This window comes from Pseudoalteromonas sp. SR45-1 (assembly GCF_014163655.1).
Lineage (GTDB): Bacteria > Pseudomonadota > Gammaproteobacteria > Enterobacterales > Alteromonadaceae > Pseudoalteromonas > Pseudoalteromonas distincta.
Map to the genome: position 1 here is coordinate 182204 of NZ_JACJDR010000002.1, position 20835 is coordinate 203038.

The following is a 20835-nucleotide window of genomic DNA, read 5'->3' on the forward strand; positions in this document are numbered from 1 at the left end:
TTAAGATTGAAGTATCACGAAATACTCACAGTTAAATCACGTTTTAACTGTGTATTTTACTTAGTTAAAACTTAATTTGAACACCCGCTCAAGTTGTGCTTTAATCGTTGCTCAATTATTGAGGAACTTTACATGATTAAATTTTATTTTCACCATACTCCTAACCCAATGAAGGTTGCACTCTTTTTAGAAGAAACAGGCTTACCGTTTGAACTTGTTCCTCTTGATACTTTAAAAGGTGAGCAACATACACCTGAATTTAAAGCAATTAATCCAAACGCTAAAGCGCCAGCAATTGTTGATGGTGAAATACGTGTGTTCGATTCGAATGCTATTTTAATGTACCTTTCTGAAAAGTATGGAAAGCTTGAAGGAAAACCAGATGACCGCGCTGAAATGCTGTCGTGGTTAATGTTTATCGCATCTGGTTTGGGGCCGTATTCAGGGCAAAGTGTACACTTTAGACACATGGCGCCAGAAGGGCTTGATTACGCGGTTAATCGCTATTTACGTGAAGCGCAGCGCCATTACGAAGTGCTTGATACGCACCTTGAAGGGCGCGACTTTATTGTGGGTGATACGTATACTATTGCTGATATTTCTGCTTGGGGCTGGATTGATAAAGCACCAGTTGTACTGGGCGAAGAGGGCTTAGCACCATATCCTAATCTTAAGCGCTGGTTTGAAAGTATTAATAACCGCCCAGCGGTTGCACGCGCACGCGCAATTGGCACTGACATCGAATTTAAAAAAGAGTTTGATGAAGACGCTAAAAAAGCGTTTTTTCCTTCAAACTATCCAAAAGTATAAAAAGTAATTAGTACTAAACAGCAGATCAGTTAGCTGATCTGCTTATTGTATTTTATTGCTGTGTGAGCGGTTCTTTATTTTCGTCTGACTCAAACAAGCTAACCTCTTGCGTGTGCTGGCTTACGCTATTTCTTTTTAGGGCGATGTATAAATCTGAGTGAATATATATACCTTCTTTTCCTGACTTCATTCCTGCAATATCAAACCACGAAAGTAACTGACGTTTTCTACCTGCAAGCTCAAGCCTTATATCACGCTTTTTAAATATAACGTCGAGATCTGCAAGCATGGCCATTACGCTTAAATCTAAATGAGTAAAGCAGGGTACAGCGTCAATTATTACACATTGTGTATCGTCTTTTTGCCTTGCATATTGCTCAAGTAATCTGCGTTTAAAGTAGCTGGCATTAAAGTAAGTTAAAGGTGAATTAAAGCGATAGATAAACACGCCTTGCACTGCTTTTGCTTTATCTGTGGCGTCTAAACTTCTTACTACACCGTTAACATCTACGCCGAGTATATTGTCGGTTGGACGCATAACAGTGCGAATAAATTGAAATAACCCTAGTAATACAGCAAGTGTGATCCCTGGTATAACGCCAATAAATAACACAGCAAGTAAGGTGGCTGAGGCGAGATAAAATGCCTGTTTGTCTTTTCGTTTTAATTGCCAAACAGCTTTTAAATCGAGTAAATGGACAGAGGCAATAATAAGTACAATACCTAGCGCTGCGCTTGGAATAAATTCAAGTGGGGCTGTTAAAAATACAGCTATGAGCGCAATAATAGCTGCTGCAATTATTGATACTAACTGCGTTTTACCACCTGTTGCATCGTTAACAGCGGTGCGTGAGTCGGCGCCACTGACTGCAAAACCTTGCGAAAGAGCTGACGCTATATTGGCAATACCCAACGCTCTAAATTCTTTATCGGCGTCTATGTCGTAGCCATTTTTAGCAGCAAAGCTGCGGGCAGTTAGCATCATACTAACAAAGCTCACGATGGCTAAGTTAAGTGCGGGTACCACCAGCTCACGAATAATCCCTAAATCAAAAACAGGGGTATTAAAAACGGGAAGCCCGCCAGTTACGGTGCCAATGGTTTTTATATCAAATTGTTTTAAATCAAAAATCCATACCAAAAGCGCACCAAAGGTAATAGCAAACATAGATGCAGGCCACGTGGGCTTTATCCGTTTCATGGCAAAATAGACCGCCAGTGTAAACAAAGCCATTAATAAGGTGGGAACATGTGTTTGCGCTAGGTATGTGGGCACACCACCGAGGCGTTCAAGTAAGTAGCGCTCATCAAAAGTAAAACCAAATACTTTAGAAAATTGACCCACAATAATAGTGATAGCTACGCCGTTTAGTAAGCCCATTAAAATAGGTTTAGATAAAAAGTCAGCTAATACACCTAACTTAAATTTACTGGCTATAAAGCACCAAAAGCCGGTCATGGCGGTCATGGTGACAACAAGTTGCCAATGCTTAAAGCTGTCACCTGCAGCAAGAGGTGTTACTACAGCGGCAATAACGGCGCAGGTTGCGGCATCAGGGCCGACTATTAATTGTTTTGAAGTGCCGAAAAGTGCATATAGCATCATTGGCAGTATGCAAGAGTATAACCCTACGGCGGCGTTAACACCGGTTAGTTGTGCGTAAGCAATGGCAACAGGTAAAGCCACTGCAGCTACTGATAGCGCCGCCCTTACATCATCAGCAAACCATTGGCGTTCATAGTGCAGCAATGTATTTAAACCGGGCATAAAATTATATAAACGCGACAGCACCTTAGTTTTCCTGCTAATAGTTACAACGTTTTGATAGTAAATTTAATATTCAAATAAGTATAGCTAGGACGACGGTTATTTTAATAAATTGCAGGTGATTATTTATCAAGATATTAAATTTATAATTTGGCAAAAAAGTGAAAATTGAATTTTCCTGAGGTGTCTTTTAATCAGCTTATGTGCGTAGTATTAATGTACTGATATTGAGCACCTCAAGAAATCACTAAATCTAAAATCTAGTTTTAAATTTTTTAAGATTATTTAGCACCACATGCCGGATATAACTCAAGCACCTCTGTTACTACTTGTCCAAATAAAGCTTGTTCTTGCTGTGTTAAATCTATAGCAGGAATAAATGGCATTGTGTCTGTTAATTCCGAGGTAATGATTTGATAAAAGGTCATCGCTGTAAGGACATTGCCAGCATAGGATGCATGATTACCGTCGGCACTATGAAGGTTTATACTAGGCATTATTTCTAATACTCGATTCCATACAAAGCCAACAGGCGCTATGCAGCTAGGTTGTTTTTTACTGATTGATAAATGGAGGTCGTAAACCTGCTTTGCTTCTGCGGGATCTCCTTTTTGAGGATGCTCTGGAAATAAAATTGGTGTAATTTTATGCTCTTTTGCGTTCGAGATTAATCGCTCCGTTGCACCTGTAGGGTAGTCAGTCGAACCTGATTGTGAGTACTTTTGACCTTGAAAAATTGCATGACTCCAGTTATCACTTTTTAATTTATCGACATTCGCATTTACTGCGACTATTTCATCTAAAAATCGACCACTGACAGTCGTTATTTTGACTGAAGTGCTAGGTAACTGGCTTGTAATAATTATTTCTAATAAGCCCCCTAACTGTGAACTATGGCTATTACCATAGATAATTATTTTGTAGTCACTTAAGGGACTGTTATTAATAACCGCTTTTGATTGTGGTATTTCAATGCTTTCAGCCTCTTTTGTTTTACTTCCCCCAGAGCCGCATGCTGTTAATAATAGTAATGATAATGTGATTGATATTGTTGTTATGTATTTTAGAAACATTGTTAATCCTTTTTTCGTACCAATTATAAGTACAGCTTTAGAATACTAGACATTTTATAACCAAGCTGCAAGGTTGCTGGTTTTTAGTGCAATGTATGGTGCTTAGTTTGTGCGCTAAAAGTGAAGTGCAGAAGGTTGATATTGTTTACGCGGTATCTAAATTTTAGTTTGGGGTATTATTCAATGATAATTTTATTGCTTTAAATAAATATTTAGTTATAAAAATTGTGCGATGTTTTAACACAAGTGCCACTTTTTTATAGACGTAAAAAAGCCTGCATAAAAGCAGGCTTTAGTTTTTAGGGAAAATTAAAATTTAGCGCGAATACCGAAGCTGTAACGGCGATCCGCTTCAGTGTACTTCCAAGCACCACCTAGTTCAGATAGGTAAATAGAAGGCTCACCCGTTAAGTTGGTCGCATTACCTACTAAGGTCACGTTTTCGTTAATATCCCAGCTTGCAGAGAAGTCTAACTGGCCTCTGTCGTCACGGTAGTTATTACCGTAAACAGTACCTTCTGCTGAAATACTGCCGTCTGAGTTAATATTTTCTACACGTTTCTCGTTTTCAGTATCTAAGAAACTGTCACGGTAGTTATAAGCTAGACGAGTAGAGAAACCTTCGTATTCCCAAAATACTTGTAAGTTATACGTATTTTTAGAAATATCTAATAACGGGTTACCGTTTGGTTGCTCGCTGTCTGCGTATGTGTAGTTTGCGTTAATGCCTAAGCCAGAAAATGCACCAGGTAGGTCTGTAAAGAACTGTTGATAACCAACTTCAAAGCCTTGTACTGAGCCGTTTTCACCGTTTACATTTTTAACAGTATCGATACCCGTTAGTCCTGCGTCACGTAAGCCTGCTACATAGTTAAAGCCATCAGCATCTACTGGGAAGTCAGTTGCATCCGAGTAAACTAGGTTGTCTTGTGAAACACCTGCAACGTCAAGCTGACATACTTGGTTCCATTGAGTTACGTTTTGACCTGTTGAAGTGCTTGATGCAGCTACACAGCTACTTTCGTTACTTAAGAAAGATTCAACATCTTTATAAAATACTGCGAAAGAAATTACGTTACCTTGGTCAAAGTAATGCTCTACAGATAAGTCGTATTGCGTTGCACGATATGGTTCTAAATCAATAGAGCCTTGCGTTGCACCTGTAATGTCGTTATTAACGTCAAATGCAGGGCTTAGTTCGCTAAAGTCAGCGCGGCGCATAACTTTTGCAGCAGCAAAGCGGAATAATGTTTCGTCTGAGTAGTTATACGTTACGTTTAAGCTTGGTAAAAAGTCGCTGTAGTCATTGTCGCCAGTTACTTTTTCGCCATTAAGAAATACGCTTGATTCTAAATCTGTAGTTACATAACGACCACCCACAATTGCAGTGATGTTATCAAAGTCTAAGTAGGCTGATATATACACGGCAGCAGTATCTTCAACTACGTTGCGGTATGCGCTTTCTTGGAACTCTTGGTTATCTGAAAGACTACCTGTTGACGCTAGGTTAGTACCTGCAAGTAACTGCTGAAGCTGAGCGTAAGTATTGGCCGGGTTAGATAAACCGTTGTAGCTTAAAAAGGTTAGTAGGTCGTTTTGTCCCGAATGACCTAATTGGTCAAATGAGTTGTCGTGGCTAACTGTTGTAAAGCTATTTGAAAAAGCAGCGTTGTAGTCATCAACCCATAAAGTGGCTAACGAACCGTCTGAGTCGTTAAATGCATTTTTATAAATGTCTTTAATTTCTACTTTGTATTGCTCATATTCGTAATCGCGGTTAGTAACACGTACACCCGCTTTTACTTTAGATACCCAGCTTAAGCTGCTGAGTGGCTCAAACATTTCAACATCAAAACGAATAGCTGTTTCGTCATTGTCTGTTCTTCTATCTTCACTTTTAAACGTACGAAGTGCTAAGTTTTGTGGGTCAGTAAATGCATTAGGATCTGAATGAATGATGCTTGGTAATTTATTACCGTCTTGAGAAAATGCACCATCATATAAATGATTTGTTAGCTGAGTTCCACCACTTGCTTCAAATGTTGATTTTTCGATTGGGCGAAGTGTAAATTCAGAATCAGGTCTTACGCTTTCTGATGATGCTACCGCAATTTCACCAGAGATTTTGATACTGTCAGTAAGGTTCCACTCTGCACCAAGTGCATTTGAAAACGAGTCAGTTTCACGAAAGTCACTGTATGTTTTAGGAATACCAAACTCGTTTGTTAACGTGTAATTATTTACGCCGTTAGCATCTTGAGTTGTATTTGCATCTGTTGATAGTGAACCTGCGACACCTAAAATAGAGTTACCAGCTTGTTCACCTGAGCGCTTTGTGCCGCTTAAATCAAGATACACCATGCCATTACCAGATTGTGGTGCCCATTGAAGAGATAAATTTACAGCAGTTCGTTTACGCTGCTCTACGTATTGTTCAACACTGTGCTCGTCTCTTACGATAGCGTTGCCACTAGGTGTATTACCTTCTTGGCCATTAATTTCGATATCTTGAGGTTTAACACGGCTAGATGTTTCATCTTGGCGAATTTCGCGATCTTGGAATGAAAACATAGCAATGGCACCAAAGGTACCCATTTCATCAAAGTCCCAGTTGTTACCAATTGAACCACTAAAAATAGGAGCTACATTTTCTGTTTTATCAGCGTATTCGCCATCTAATGAAACTGCGCCAGTTAGTTTATCTAACTCTAATGGGCGAACTGTCTTTAAACTAACTGTTCCGCCTAATGCACCCTCAATCATATCGGCAGTAGGAGACTTAACTACTTCTACTGTTTTTAAGAAGCTTGATGGGTAATCTTGCAAGCTAATGCCGTCACGAGAGTCACCAATAGTAGAGCGACCATTTAATTCAACACGGTTTTGAGGTAAGCCACGAATCGAAACACTGTCACCCACACCAAAATCGGTATTAATAGATACGCCAGTAATACGTTGCAACGCTTCTGCAATATTATTATCTGGTAACTTACCAATGTCTTCAGCAACAATCGCATCTACAATACGTCCGTCAGTACGCTTAAGCATAGCGGCGGCTTTCATACTGCCTAGCATGCCTTTTACTTCAATAACTTCAATGTCTGCAGCTGCCGTTTCTGAAGCTGCGGGAGCCTCTTGCGCTGCAATATTTGAAGAAGCCATTAATAAAAGGGCTGCGGCACTGATTGTTGTAGAGCTACTTCTTTTATGCTTATTAATTAATGTTGAAGTAATTTGATTGAGTTTCATGTATCTCTCCCGTTTGGGTACGACTTGCGTCATTGTGTGTGTGTTGTTACTTGGCTTGGTTAACCAATTTAACTGTTTCTTTCCTGTAGTGTGTCATACAGGTGGTATGGTTGAAATTAATCCAATTCAACTTTATTTACAACCTTTGTTTACCAAAATTTCACAATGTGTATTACAAAAACCTCTTTTATTTTTTTATATTTAATAAATTTAATGGCTTATAGGGTGTTTTTATTTTTTGTATTTTGAATGAATTTTATTGAAGTATCTTTACCAAAGGCATTTTTATATATTATTTGTACTATTTAATACATTTGTTGGTACTATTTTGAAATTTTATGTCGTACTTTTATACGTGTTTAGTTTACTTTTTAAGTGATATTGAATTGGAAGAGCGACCATTAAAAGTTCTAAATGATTTATAAATTTGCGAAATAGTGGAGAGGTTAAAATAATTAAAAATCATTTTGGTAATACCAATTTTCTATTGTTTTTATATTGATTTTGTACTAGCTGGGGTAGGGGCGGTAAGCTAGGTAGCGATAAATAGATTTTTACGCAAAAAAAAGCCCAGCATAACAATGCTGGGCTTTCTTACTTTAGATGTATTAGCTTTGTAATTCGCCTGTAGATGATTCTAAATGTGCTCGTATGAACCACTGAAATTGCTCTAAATCGGCTAGTTGGCTGGTGATCATATCTTCAGAGACCGGATCTAGCTCAGAAAGAGTCTCAATCGCTTTGCGGTGATCGGCATTAACGCCATTATATACTTTATCAAGCGCAGCCAAATGTTCGGTTACTAGGCCTTTGCCTACTGAGTATTCGTCCCAAGTACGGCGATCTACAATTGATTTTGGTGTGCCAACAGGTACTGCACCAAGAGTCGCAATTCGCTCTGCAATTGTATCTGTCATTTCGCGCACAATGTCTACTTGTGGGTCTATCATTTCATGTACGCCAATAAAATTAGGTCCCACTACGTTCCAGTGAATATGCTTTAAAGTTAGTTGTAAGTCTATCAATGCAACCATGCGGTTATCGAGGGTAGCTATTGTTTTTTGGGCTGATTCGTCACTCATACCTGGCGCGGTAAATTTAGTTGTTTTGTTTGATTCGTTATTGTTACTCATAATTTCTCCTACATTAAGTAATGTGTTGCTCATATAATATGTTGCGTTATGAGCATGACTTAAACTTAATGAAGCAACTGTTATGCCGTAAGTTGCTTTATTTGAAAAGTGATTCAAAAACAATTGGTTATATTTTAAATTAAGGTTTCTAAGGCTGCAGAGGAGATTGGGTTTTTGAAAAGCCTGCATATATTTGTAAAATATGCAGACTTCGATTTAGTTACTCTTAGGTGTATTTAAACGTTGGCTATGTATTCGTGCGCTTTTAAAACATCGAGCGGCACTATTTCTAATGATTTTTTATTTGTAGCCTCAAGCACCACTGGTGGCGCAACGTTTGCTGAAATAGCATGAAGCCATCTTACTGCACACAAGCACCATTTATCACCGGCTTTTAAACCTTCGAAATCGTAAAGAGGGTTCGGGCTTATTAAATCGTTACCTTGTGATTTTGAAAATTGTAAAAATTCATCAGTCATAATTGCACACACACTGTGATTGCCAAGATCTGATTCTGGTACATAACAAAACCCTTCACGTGTGTAGCCACCATTACCGCAACATAGTTTTAAGCGTGTGCCGAGTACATTAAATTGATTCGCCATGAAATACCTTAATTTGTGGTGTTTAATAAATTTACTCTAACAGGAGTAACTCGCTTGAGATAGCTATAAAACTTAAAAGAGGGAAGGGCTACACAAACTTAAGCCCGCAGCAAATTGCGGGCTTAGTATTGTTTATTATTTAATACGCAGCGCCATACAATCGCTATGACCGTTTATGATCATGCTTTTATCAACACGCACGCCACCACCAGAGTATTTACCGGCGGCTGTAAAACTACATATTTGTACAAAGTAGTCGTCTACTTTAGGCAGTGCAAATAGTTGTTGGTATATTTGGTCTTGCTCTGCAAAGTGCCCCATTGTTTTTTCTATAACTTGCTGCTGCTCATCAATAAGTTGAATATTAGCGCCACAGCGTCCTACTATTGGTTTAACTACATAACCGGATTGTAATAACTCGTCGTTAAGCTCAAACGCGGTATTAAGTAAATATTTATGATTAGGGAATAAGCTCCACAGTATTGGCAAAATAGCCTTGTTACTTGGAATTAATGTCCACAGCGGTTCAAACACCATGACATTTTTACGCAGTAATACATCGACTAAGCGTGGCGTTTCACCAGCTTTGAATTGTGGTTCAAAGTTATCACCTAATGATTGGTCGGCTTCGCATTCTTCACGAATTTGATCAAGTGCGGTTTCCCACGACCAGGTTTTCCATACGTAACTCAGTTGTGCGCCATCAGTATCTACTATGTTGCCTGACTCATTCCAGCGAAGTGTGCTTAAGCCAATTACTAGCTTACATTCAAAGCCTGCGGCTTCAATAGCTTCTTTCATAAATAATGCGTGGTAATGTTCTTCTGGTTCATCATCTTGCAGAATATGAACAAGACCTTTTACCTCACTTTTTCGCCATGCTTTTACGAGATCTTTAAATAAATTTTGGCCTGCATCTACACCTGTTTTAACACTAAAGTGTTTTGCCCACTTTCCCTGAACTTTGCCGCTTTCCATGTAACACGATGCCGAATCGCAATTGTATTCGTAAACTTTTAAACCTGCTGCTGTTAAGGCAAAGTCAAACCGGCTGGTAATTAATTGGTTTAAGCGGTTATCCCACGATTGGCGAATTTTATTAAGCACAACATCGGGTAAATTAAACTTTTTTAATAACTCAGGGTGCTGCAATACATAGTCGGTTGCATGCATAAATAAGCCATGCAGTTCATTTGTTGCATGCTCAATGCTTTGCTGCGCCGTTTGAGATATTGCAAAGTAATTATGTTGATCCTCATCTACTGATGTAAGTTTATGGCCTTGCATCATTTCTACGTAGGCAGCTTCATCGTCATTCGCAATATTTAACCATGACTTGTTTGCTTGGCCTGTATCTACTGCTTTATGGGTTTCTATAGTAAATAAGTCAGTGTTTAGCTCAAACGTTGGCTCAGCATATTCTGTTTCATCAGTTTGTGTCATCCAACCTAAAATAGTGGCGTCGCTGTAAGAGCACTCAATCCAATAGTCGCCATCTTTAGTTACTTTTGCTTTTAGTTCACGGCACCAGTTTTGATTTGTTGGCCATATTTGATGCCCTACATTTTGCTCAGCAAGACGTATTTTATCTTCATGCACTTCAACAATGACAGCAACATGACCTGTTTCTTCAAACTCGCCGCCTTCTTCCCATATAAGTAAACTACCTACTTGAGGGTGATGTTTAGCACCATTTTTAAACGCGTTTAGTGGCAATCTGTTTTGGCTATTTACATCGCGCACTGAACGCAGCTCAAAAATATCGTAAGCCATGGCTATGTCATCAAAAATATAACCATGATTGAGGTACATCCATCTACGGGCAAATTCAACGCATTGCCATTTATAGCCCATGTAAATACCGTCTAGGTAACTACGATAGGCGCTACGATTAGGATAAATGCTTTCATCAGCCGTATCATAATCAGATGAGTAAACAGCAACATTACCAGGTGCATAACCTAATAAAGTACCAAAATCACTAGCAGAAGATTTCATAAACAAAGATGTTCAAAATAAGGTGTGATAATTTGCTGACTATATGAGCCAAACTGCGTTATAGCAAGATATTACTGGGTATAATCTTTAATTAAATATTGGTGCTAAATAGGGCTTAAAATTATATTTTATTAATCCATAGTTTTAAAAGCAGTAGTTAAGAAATCCCTCCTTCAAAGTGTTTATACATGTAAAACTGAACCTATATTCGTACTTTAGTTAATTTTTTGTTAAACTATTGCGTTTGGCATAGCAAAACTAGCTAAAAGTTTTAAAACAGGAAAAACAATGGAAGACATAATAAACAACATTGATATTAATCAATATTTACCCGCTGCAATTACGTGGGCAACCAACATATTACTAGCAATTGCAATTTTACTTGCGGGCTTATGGTTAGCGGGCAAAGTACGCAATTTAATTATTGGCTTGTGTCATAAATACACTCATCTTGACGATACGCTTTTTCGCTTTTTAGGCAGCATGGCTCGCTACATCATATTAGCGTTCGTTATTATTGCTGTGTTAAATCGCTTTGGTGTACAAACAGCCTCTATTATTGCTTTACTCGGTGCTGCGGGACTTGCTATAGGCTTGGCGTTACAAGGTGCAATGTCGAACCTTGCCGCAGGCGTTATGTTGCTAATATTTAGACCTTATAAAGTGAATGACTTTATTGAGGCTGCAGGGCGTTTTGGTAAAGTAACAGAAGTAGATATGTTTACTACTATTTTACAAACGTTCGATAACCAATAGGTTATTATACCAAATAGTCAAATTTGGGGCGCGCAAATTATAAACCATTCACATCATCCAATTCGTGGTGTGGATATGCATTTTGGTGTTGCTTACGGTGAAGATACAACGGCTGTACGTAAAGTTATAGATGGGGTACTTGCAGCGCACCCACATATACTAAAAGATCCAGCGCCTTTTGTTGAAGTAGAAACACTTAACAACAGCTCAGTAGACTTTTTAGTAAGGCCATTTTGTAAGGGCGAGCATTACTTCGATATTCTTTACACGGTGCCAGAGTTAATTAAAAAAGCACTTGATGAAAACAACATTGAAATACCTTTCCCACATCGTAAAGTTATTTTAGTTAACGAGAATAAAGATTAACTAAATTTAAAAATGCATAAACCTAAGAGCACTTTTAAGTGCTCTTTTTTTGTGTGAAAAAGTTACATACCTGTGTAACCTTTTCTTTTATAAATCATCTCAAATACTACATTGTTATCTGTACAGCCCTTTTTTACTAGGTTTGATGTCTGGCCTTTATTTTGCATTTGCATAGTCGCTTTTAGTTTTAAAGCTCATAAAAACTATCGACCCATTAAATCAAACTGTATGAAGGACTAAACATGGCTGAATCATTTAAATACTCAGGTAATAAAGGGCATGGCGGCGAATTGCATCAAAAAGCGTCGGATGAACACCCTACCATGACCACCGCGCAGGGCTGCCCTGTAAGTGACGATCAAAACTCATTACGTGCGGGCAAACGTGGCCCCGGATTATTAGAAGATCACATAATGCGCGAGAAGATCTTTCACTTTGATCATGAACGCATTCCTGAGCGTGTAGTGCACGCTAGAGGCTATGGTGCACACGGATATTTTGAAACTTACGACACGCTTGAAGATTTAACCTGTGCAGATATTTTTCAGCGAAAAGGTGAAAAAACGCCTGTGTTTACTCGCTTCTCTACGGTTGCAGGTAATAAAGGATCACCAGATTTAGCACGTGATGTACGCGGTTTTGCGGTAAAATTTTATACCCAAGAAGGAAACTGGGATTTAGTGGGTAACAATATACCGGTATTCTTTATTCAGGATGCAATGAAGTTTCCTGATTTAATTCATAGCGCTAAAGCCGAGCCTGATCGTGGTTTTCCGCAGGCGCAAACAGCACATGATAACTTTTGGGACTTTGTGAGTTTGTCACCTGAGTCAATGCACATGGTTATGTGGGCAATGTCTGATAGAGCTATTCCACGCTCTTTACGCTTTATGGAAGGTTTTGGTGTTCATACATTTAAATTTATTAATGCCAAAGGTGATGAAAAATTTGTTAAATTTCATTGGAAACCAAAAGGCGGAATGCAATCTGTAGTATGGAACGAAGCACTTAAACTAAACGGCGCGGACCCTGATTTTCATCGCAGAGACATGTGGGAATCTATTGGCAACGGCGACTTCCCTGAGTGGGAACTAGGTGTACAGGTGTTTGATCAGCAATTTGCTGATGAATTTGAATTTGATGTTTTTGATGCCACCAAGCTTATACCTGAAGAGCAAGTACCAGTGCAAATTGTTGGTCGTATGGTGCTTGACCGTGTTGTAGACAACTTTTTTGCAGAAACAGAGCAAGTAGCATTTTGTACTCAAAACATTGTACCGGGGCTCGACTTTACACCTGACCCGCTACTGCAAGGTCGTAACTTTTCATACTTAGATACTCAAACCAAGCGTTTAGGTGGCCCTAACTTTACGCATATTCCGGTCAATGCGCCTAAATGTCCAATGCGTCATTTTCAGCAAGATGGCCACATGGCAATGCACAATCCAAAAGGGCGTGTTAATTATGAGCCAAACTCATGGAGCGGCGACGAAAACAACCCGCGCGAATGCCCAGTACATGGCTTTAAAAGCTCAAGCGAACCTGAAGTAAATGGCGGTGATAAACTGCGTTATCGCTCAGAAACATTCAGCGATCATTACAGTCAAGCTCGTCAATTTTATTTAAGTCAAACAGAGGTAGAGCAGGCGCATATTCAATCTGCGTACGTGTTTGAGCTGTCTAAAGTTGAGCATTTGCCAATACGAGAACGTTTGGTATCGCACTTGTTAAATATTGACGAAACCCTCGCAAATAAAGTTGCCGAAGGACTTGGCTTGCAAGAAATGCCAGATCCGGCAGAAGCTGCTATGCCGACACGTAAAGACTTACCTGTATCTGATGCGTTAAGTATTTTGAAAAATGCGCCCAACACCTTCAAAGGCCGTAAATTAGGTATTTTAGTAAGTGATGGCTTTAATGCAGAAATTTTTGAATCGGTTACCAATGCACTTAAAAGTGAAGGTGCAAACTTTGAAATTATTGCCCCGCAAGTTGGCGGTGCTAAATGCAGTAAAGGTAAACACTTTAAAGCTGATCAGGTTATTAATGGTGGTCCATCGGTTTTATACGATGCGGTACTTGTACTCACCACCGAAGATGGAGCTAAAAAACTAGCTGCCGTAGCAGAAGCTAAAGACTTTGTAAGTGATGCGTACGCACATATGAAATTTATAGGCTTTACAAATGAGGCTAAGCCTTTATTCAAAGCGGCAGGCCTTGATGGAAAAGTAGATGATGGTTGGATAGATTTAGAGGCACATTCAGCCGATAAATTTATAAATACTTTGCGTAATTTAAGATATTGGGAGCGTTAGTAAGCTCAATAATTAAAAAACCACAGCATGTAATTGTTGTGGTTTTTTTTAGCTCACCTAGTTAAGGTATTAGTTCAAGCCAACAATAAATATTGGATATATTATGAAGCTTAATGGCGCTTGTCACTGTGGCAAAGTGGTATTTACGGTCAACTCAAAACACCCTTATCCTTACAATTTATGTTACTGCTCTATATGCCGTAAAACCGCAGGGAGCGGCGGGTTTGTTATTAATTTAAACGCGCAATACAGCACGCTTGAGGTTACAGGGCGTGAACACATAACTATTTATCATGCAAAAACAGGCGATAAAATAAGCCCTGCAGAGCGTCATTTTTGTAAGCATTGTAGTGCTAACTTATGGTTATACGATGCACGTTGGCCTGAGCAAGTTCATCCCTTTGCTGGTGCAATAGATAGTGAGTTACCCATACCGCCAGAGCGCACTCATTTAATGCTTGGTAGTAAAGCAAATTGGGTAAATGCGCCCATTAATGAAGGTGACAAGCAGTTTGAAGAATACCCTGATGAAAGTATTGCTGCTTGGCATAAGCGTTTAAACCTCGAAAAGTAACGCAATTTTTTGTATGAGCTAAGCTTAAATTTAGGGGCAATTAAACGCATATTTAGTTAATTAAATATTAAAAATCACAGCGTAAGTAAAGGAGAATATTATGGCAGTCTCAGCAATACCAAAAGGGTTTCATTCAGTTACACCTTATTTAATTATGAATGACGCACAAAAAGCGATAGATTTTTATTGTGATGCATTTAGTGCTGAACATGTAATGCAGATGCCTTTACCTGATGGTGGAATAGCCCATGCAGAAATAATAATTGGTGATTCGCATATTATGCTTTCAGATAATGGTTCTGAAGAGCATTTAAAAAACCCAAAAGAACTCGGTGGTACAGCGCTAAGCCTTATGCTTTATGTTGAAGATGTTGATACCGTGTTTAAAAAAGCAATTGAGCTTGGTGCAACAGAAATAAGACCCGTACATGATCAGTTTTATGGTGATAGGACCGGCACACTACAAGACCCATTTGGTCATATATGGATCATTGGTACACATAAAGAAGATGTTAGTGACGAAGAGTTAAATAATCGAATTGGGAATATAACAAATCAAGAGCAAGACGCATAACTCGCATGCTAATTAGATTTATGTACCTTTCTAATTACATTGATGGCTTTAATGGAAGGTTTGTGGCTTTTGCTTCAGCTTAACTAGGTTTTACCTTGTTATCGACACGGTTTTCTTATCTAAAAGTAGCTCACTTCGTAAAGCGAAGTGGTATAGATTACTAGTTAAATTTTAGGCATAAAAAAACCTCAGCCAATAATTAGCTGAGGTTCAAAAAGTGGTACCAGCGGCCGGACTCGAACCGGCACTCCTTTCGGAAGGGGATTTTGAATCCCCCATGTCTACCAATTTCATCACGCTGGCATAATTTTTCTTTAATCTTTTAAGCATAAAAAGATAAAGAAAAACCACTTAAAATAAAAAGGATACTTATATACCTCTTATTCTGTATCCGCATTATACAAACAAAAGAGGGGGCGGCAAGCCTTTTCTTTTATTTGCATAAACAACTGGTTGATAATTAATCGTTTATAGCAAGGAGACTCCATCGGTAAATTTTTTAAGTCTTTTTGGGCTGATATATAAAGCGAATATTTTGGGTTATGAGTGCTATTAAACTGTTATGCGATTGAATAAATAAGCAATTGAACTATTGATAATAGTGAATCGTATTATAATAATTATTCCTGCTTTATGCCGATTTTGCGCTTGGTTCAGGTATTATTTGTACAACAAGGTTTTTAAGACATTAATTATGACCCAATTAAGTGCCAAACAGAACATTCAATCGATTGTTAAAGCTATTAAGGCAGAAGAAGCATTACTTCGTCAAAAATACCCATTACTTGAACATCAAAATACCTTAGGGTTAATTATTTTATTGCTGTCGCTTAGCGCATTAATTGGTGTTGGTGTTTTATATTATTTAGCCCTAATACCTGCTTGGGTGTGTATAGTACTTGCCGCTATTGCTGCGTCTATTTCCCATGAGTTAGAGCACGACCTTATACATAAACAATACTTTAGCAATCAGCCTTTCATGCATAATTTTATGATGTTAGTAGTATGGTTAATGCGGCCAAATACTATTAGCCCATGGTACCGACGTAAAATGCATTTACACCATCACAAAACCTCAGGCACACAACAAGACCTAGAAGAACGCTTGGTGGGTAACGGTATTAAAAATCCATTTTTACGTGCGCTAGTTATTGTAGATGGGTTACTAGGGCTAATTATTTCTACTAAACGTTTTAGAAAAGAAATTAATGGCTTTAGTTTTTCGAGTGTTTTTAATGCGGGATTTCCGATAGCGACTGCGTATTATGCTGTTTTATATAGCGTTATTTTATTTCATATTGTTGATTTATTTATACCACTTTCGCTAAATTCACCTAGTTGGTTGTTAAGTACAATGGATGTGTTTGAATTTTTAATGGTTGTGCTCATTGTGCCTAATATTATTCGCTCAAGCTCGCTTAATTTTGTTACCTCAAGCATGCATTACTATGGCGGCGTTAATAACATGCTTGAACAAACTCATGTCCTAACGAGTCGTTTATTTATGCCGTTTCACTTATTTTGTTTTAACTTTGGTAAAACGCATACCATTCATCATTTTGTGCCAAATCAGCCGTTTTATTTACGCCAAATGCTAAGTAAAAAAATACTTAAAGTAATGGCGCAGCACAACGTGCGCTTTAACGATTTTGACAGCATTAAAAATGCGAATGCATATAAATAATTACCCCCAACATAAGGGGAGGTTCTACATTGCTATTCTTATTTTATAGTTTGAATAGCGATTATGTGCCAAGCCCATTACCCGTGAATTTACTCTATCCATCGCAACGTTTATTAAGCCCAACTGTCCGCGCTTTGGTGGACTATTTAGTGCCATTTTTAAATCAACAAAAGCAAAAGTGGTAGGCTTAATTAGCGCTAAAACTTTAAACTAAAAGTAGATAAAACCAGTGAAAAGTGAAGTGGCCCTTCATAGTTGGGCATCTAGCTTAAATGGGATTGATTATTGTAGAGCCTTCAGTAATAGTGGTTATAGAGCAAACTAATTATGTTCTCAATAATACATAAAGGCTCGTGCTCATCAATATTATAAAACCAATAAATATAATAAGGACAAACAGGATGAAAAAATCACTAATTTCAATAGCGTTGGGCTTTGCTGCCCTTAGTGCGTTTAATGCCAATGCAAACATTGATCAGCAAGTTAAAAAGATAGAGCAACAGGTTATTGATTGGCGACGTGATTTTCATCAAAACCCTGAGCTTGGAAATCGCGAAACCCGCACAGCAGGTATTGTCGCTAAGCACTTAAAGTCGCTGGGTATGGAAGTACAAACAGGGATTGCTTATACAGGTGTTGTGGGGCTATTAAAAGGTGCAAAGCCAGGCCCGACAGTAATGCTACGCGCAGATATGGACGCGCTGCCAGTTACTGAAAAAGCCGATGTTGATTTTAAATCAACTAAAACCACTAATTACCGTGGTGTAGATGTAGGCATAATGCATGCTTGTGGTCACGACACGCACGTGGCTATGCTAATGGGCGCTGCACAAGTGCTTGCAAACATGAAAGATGAGCTACACGGTAATATTATGTTTGTATTTCAGCCTGCAGAAGAAGGCGCACCAGAGGGGGAAGAGGGGGGCGCTGAGTTAATGCTTAAAGAAGGCATATTTAAACAATACAAACCAGAAGCTGCTTTTGGGTTACACATAACATCTAGTTTGCACAGCGGTAAAATTGGCTATAGAAGTGGCCCAGCAATGGCCAGTGCAGACCGATTTGAAATAACAGTACATGGCAAGCAGGCACACGGCTCTGCACCGTGGACTGGGGTTGACCCCATTGCCGCAGCTGCGCAAATAGTAACAGGCGTAAATCATATTGTTAGTCGCCACATCAACATTACCAAAGAGCCTGCTATTGTCTCGTTTGGTAAGATAGCGGGTGGGGTACGTAATAATATTATTCCTGAAGAAGTCGAAATGGTAGGTACAATTCGTAACTTTGATATGGATAACCGAGCACAAATATTTGAAAAAATAAAAACCACAGCCACGCACATTGCTAAATCGTCAGGTGCAACTGCAGAGGTACACATTCACGAAGGTTATCCGGTAACGATTAATAACCCAAAGTTAACTGCGCAAATGTTACCTAGCCTTAAAAAAGCAGCAGGTAATGAAAACGTAGTTGAAATGGGAAAAATAACCGGCGCAGAAGACTTTTCGTTTTACGCATTAGAAGTGCCAAGTGTATTTGTATTTTTAGGCGGCACACCAAGTGAGGAAGATTTAAATACAGTGGCTAGTAATCACTCACCTTATTTTTATGCCGACGAATCATCGTTTAAAGTAGGCACTAAGGCGCTTAGCCTGTTAGCTGTTGATTATTTAAACGCACATAAAAGATAGCTTAAACACACCACGTTACGCTATTAGCTTAACGTGGTATTGCTGTTTTATTTAAAACATCGGATCATGTTTTTAGCACTTGCTCAACTTTTAAAAAATCACTTTCAAAAATTAAAAATCTAACCGAACATACACATGAACCGGCGAGCAGTTTTTTTATATTTTAAAAATAATGAATCGATATTGCCGGTCTTATATCTCGATTCAATCTTCATAAGCATTAAGGATTTAAATAATGGAAATTACTGGAAGCTGTTACTGTGGTGAAATTAAATACCAAGCAAAGTCTCAAAATAACAACGCACTTGTTTGCCATTGTAGCGATTGCCAACGTATGTCGAGCGGCCCATTTAGAGCCGTTATTATTGCAGAGCCAAATTCGGTCGTGTTTACCCAAGGTGAGCCAAAAGAGTTTGTTAAAACAGCGCAAAGCGGTAACAAGCGTGCGCAAGGTTTTTGTGGCACATGTGGTACAACACTTTATGCAACTAACGAAGCTAAAGCTGACCGTGTATATGGCTTGCGTATTGGTGCGGTTGATCAGCGTGATCAGTTTACGCCAACAGCACAAATTTGGGCTAAATCAACATTGAGCTGGTTGAGCGGCTTACACGAAGTACCTGCGTTTGATACAACCCCACAAAACTAGTTAGTTGGGGTTATCAGTATTACTTTTTAGTAAGCGGTTTGAAATTTATTTAACCAAATGACTGTCTACTTATAAGTCAGTCATTTGGAGAATAATATGTGTAGTTCACCTAAAAGCAGCCGAGCAGTGAAAAAAACAGCCATTAGTTTTAATGATGAGCTTACTCAAGAGCAGCGCTTGCGTTTTGCTGCAAAAGCTAATTTAGCACAAGAGCGCCGTGAACAGCGCGAAGTAACGAATAAACGCTATGAGCAAAAGCACGCGAGTAGTAAACCTTCGTCTGGTTTATTTTCGTGGTTACAGCAGCTAGTTAGCTGATTTAGCTAAAGTGGTGTTTTTACCACTGCCTAAACCACATAATGCACACAGTACTCCGGCAATAGCGCACAACCACAATGGCGCACTCCAACTTCCCGTAGTCGTGTGTAATGCACCAGCTAGCATAGGACCAATAGCCGCGAGCAAATAACCTACGCTTTGCGACATACCTGAAAGCGACGCTGCTTGTTGCGAATCGTCAGTTCGTAAACTAATAAACGACAGCCCCAATATAAAACATGCCCCAGAGCAAAAGCCCAGCATTAGGGTCCAAACAAAAGCAAAGCTAGTCATGTAAAGCAGTCCCAATGCACTGAGTGCACTCAACATGGCTAAAATAAAGCTAAGCGCGCTTTGATCTTTTAATTTGGCAAGTAACGGAATTAATATTAAACCCGGTAATGCAGTCGCTATTTGAAAAGCACCATGATAAGCACCTGCTTGGGTAGCTGAGTGACCGGTTTCGGTTAATATGCTTGGTAACCACGTAATAATTATATAATTTAAAAACGAGTTTAAGCCCAGCAGTAGGGTAATTTGCCATGCTAGTAAATAACGCCATACACTTTTTGACGTGTCAGTGTGTTGAGCAATACTCGCGGGTTTTGTGTGCTTACTTAATTGCGACATCCATACAATAATACTCGCCAAAGTAATAAGAGCTGATGAGCCCAGCGCAAGTTGCCATCCTAATCCGTTTAACTGACTAAGCGGAAATACCAAAGTAGAAAACCCACCCGATACCACGCCCATAGTAAGCACGTAGGCTGAGGTCATTAACGCAACCTTTGCAGGGAAGTCGCGCTTAATTAAACTTGGTAATAATACGTTTGCGATGGCAATGCCCACACCAATAATAGCGGTGCCTACAAAAAGCATGGCTGAGGTATTTATTACCCGCGCTGCAACCCCTGCAAGTATAAATAACAAAGCCACAAACAAGGTACGCTCTAACCCTTGCTTTTTAGCAAGAGTTGCCGCCATTGGCGATGCAACCGCAAAGGCTATGAGTGGCAGTGTTGTTAAAAAACCAGCTTGCGATGCGCTAAGCCCAAAGTGATTAATAATTTGTTCAAGCACAGGTGCAATACCTGTAAATGTGGCGCGTAAATTTGCGGCAATAAGTAATATGCCAAGCACAAGTAATATGCCAGCAAAGCGTGATTTAGGTGTGTTATTTAACAAAAGGGAAGACCATTAAAGCTAATACTTAATGGGCGCTAGTATAAAGGCTTAGTAAAAACTATAATTTAGAGATAATGACATTAA

General features: G+C 39.0%; 15 protein-coding genes, 1 tRNA gene and 1 pseudogene. 9 read left to right on the forward strand and 8 right to left on the reverse strand.

The window, feature by feature from the left end; all coding sequences use genetic code 11:
* Nucleotides 1-132 precede the first annotated feature (132 nt).
* Nucleotides 133-810 carry a glutathione S-transferase family protein gene (locus tag H5089_RS03265; protein WP_182711462.1) on the forward strand — a complete coding sequence of 226 codons (678 nt, stop codon included), beginning with the start codon at nt 133-135 and terminating at the stop codon, nt 808-810.
* Nucleotides 811-862: 52 nt separating this feature from the next.
* Here H5089_RS03265 and H5089_RS03270 read toward each other — a convergent pair whose 3' ends face one another.
* From H5089_RS03270 to gss, 6 genes are all read right to left on the reverse strand, one after another.
* Nucleotides 863-2602, reverse strand: coding sequence for a SulP family inorganic anion transporter (locus tag H5089_RS03270; RefSeq protein WP_182711463.1), 1740 nt, complete (start codon nt 2600-2602; stop codon nt 863-865).
* 257 nt (nt 2603-2859) lie between these two features.
* The gene (locus H5089_RS03275) at nt 2860-3651 is read right to left on the reverse strand and encodes a hypothetical protein (RefSeq protein ID WP_182711464.1); all 792 of its coding nucleotides are present in this window, start codon (nt 3649-3651) and stop codon (nt 2860-2862) included.
* Nucleotides 3652-3960: 309 nt separating this feature from the next.
* Nucleotides 3961-6900 (reverse strand): TonB-dependent receptor, encoded by a 2940-nt coding sequence (locus H5089_RS03280; RefSeq protein ID WP_182711465.1) that lies wholly within the window; start codon nt 6898-6900, stop codon nt 3961-3963.
* A gap of 608 nt (nt 6901-7508) precedes the next feature.
* On the reverse strand, nt 7509-8033 hold the full coding sequence (dps, locus tag H5089_RS03285) for a DNA starvation/stationary phase protection protein Dps (protein WP_024595435.1): 525 nt from the start codon (nt 8031-8033) through the stop codon (nt 7509-7511).
* 236 nt (nt 8034-8269) lie between these two features.
* The gene (locus H5089_RS03290) at nt 8270-8638 is read right to left on the reverse strand and encodes a DUF2237 family protein (RefSeq protein ID WP_024605487.1); all 369 of its coding nucleotides are present in this window, start codon (nt 8636-8638) and stop codon (nt 8270-8272) included.
* 135 nt (nt 8639-8773) lie between these two features.
* Complete coding sequence (gene gss / locus H5089_RS03295; protein ID WP_182711466.1) at nt 8774-10636, reverse strand: bifunctional glutathionylspermidine amidase/synthase; 1863 nt, start codon at nt 10634-10636, stop codon at nt 8774-8776.
* 288 nt (nt 10637-10924) lie between these two features.
* On the opposite strand from gss, the pseudogene H5089_RS03300 reads away from it, so the two are divergent.
* The 4 genes and pseudogenes from H5089_RS03300 to H5089_RS03315 all read left to right on the forward strand — a co-directional run bounded on the left by H5089_RS03300 (nt 10925) and on the right by H5089_RS03315 (nt 15221).
* Nucleotides 10925-11758 (forward strand): annotated as a pseudogene (locus H5089_RS03300) (mechanosensitive ion channel family protein).
* A gap of 242 nt (nt 11759-12000) precedes the next feature.
* Nucleotides 12001-14073: a catalase gene (locus H5089_RS03305; protein ID WP_182711467.1), complete on the forward strand. Its 2073-nt coding sequence runs from the start codon at nt 12001-12003 to the stop codon at nt 14071-14073.
* A gap of 103 nt (nt 14074-14176) precedes the next feature.
* On the forward strand, nt 14177-14647 hold the full coding sequence (locus H5089_RS03310) for a GFA family protein (RefSeq protein WP_182711468.1): 471 nt from the start codon (nt 14177-14179) through the stop codon (nt 14645-14647).
* A 100-nt stretch (nt 14648-14747) separates the two neighbouring features.
* Entirely contained in the window at nt 14748-15221 is a 474-nt protein-coding gene (locus H5089_RS03315; RefSeq protein WP_182673298.1) for a VOC family protein, read from the forward strand.
* A gap of 218 nt (nt 15222-15439) precedes the next feature.
* Here the strand turns inward: H5089_RS03315 and H5089_RS03320 are convergent.
* Nucleotides 15440-15524, reverse strand: a tRNA-Leu gene (locus H5089_RS03320).
* Nucleotides 15525-15915: 391 nt separating this feature from the next.
* Between H5089_RS03320 and H5089_RS03325 the strand changes: the two genes are divergently transcribed.
* The 4 genes from H5089_RS03325 (at nt 15916) to H5089_RS03340 (ending at nt 19566) form a co-directional block, all read left to right on the forward strand.
* Nucleotides 15916-16905 (forward strand): fatty acid desaturase, encoded by a 990-nt coding sequence (locus tag H5089_RS03325; protein WP_182711469.1) that lies wholly within the window; start codon nt 15916-15918, stop codon nt 16903-16905.
* Nucleotides 16906-17306: 401 nt separating this feature from the next.
* Complete coding sequence (locus H5089_RS03330) at nt 17307-18599, forward strand: amidohydrolase (RefSeq protein WP_182711470.1); 1293 nt, start codon at nt 17307-17309, stop codon at nt 18597-18599.
* 235 nt (nt 18600-18834) lie between these two features.
* Nucleotides 18835-19248, forward strand: coding sequence for a GFA family protein (locus H5089_RS03335; protein ID WP_007377055.1), 414 nt, complete (start codon nt 18835-18837; stop codon nt 19246-19248).
* 96 nt (nt 19249-19344) lie between these two features.
* Nucleotides 19345-19566 (forward strand): hypothetical protein, encoded by a 222-nt coding sequence (locus tag H5089_RS03340; protein WP_033020540.1) that lies wholly within the window; start codon nt 19345-19347, stop codon nt 19564-19566.
* Here H5089_RS03340 and H5089_RS03345 read toward each other — a convergent pair.
* On the reverse strand, nt 19555-20751 hold the full coding sequence (locus H5089_RS03345; protein ID WP_182692929.1) for an MFS transporter: 1197 nt from the start codon (nt 20749-20751) through the stop codon (nt 19555-19557). The genes H5089_RS03340 and H5089_RS03345 overlap by 12 nt on opposite strands.
* Nucleotides 20752-20835: the final 84 nt, after the last annotated feature.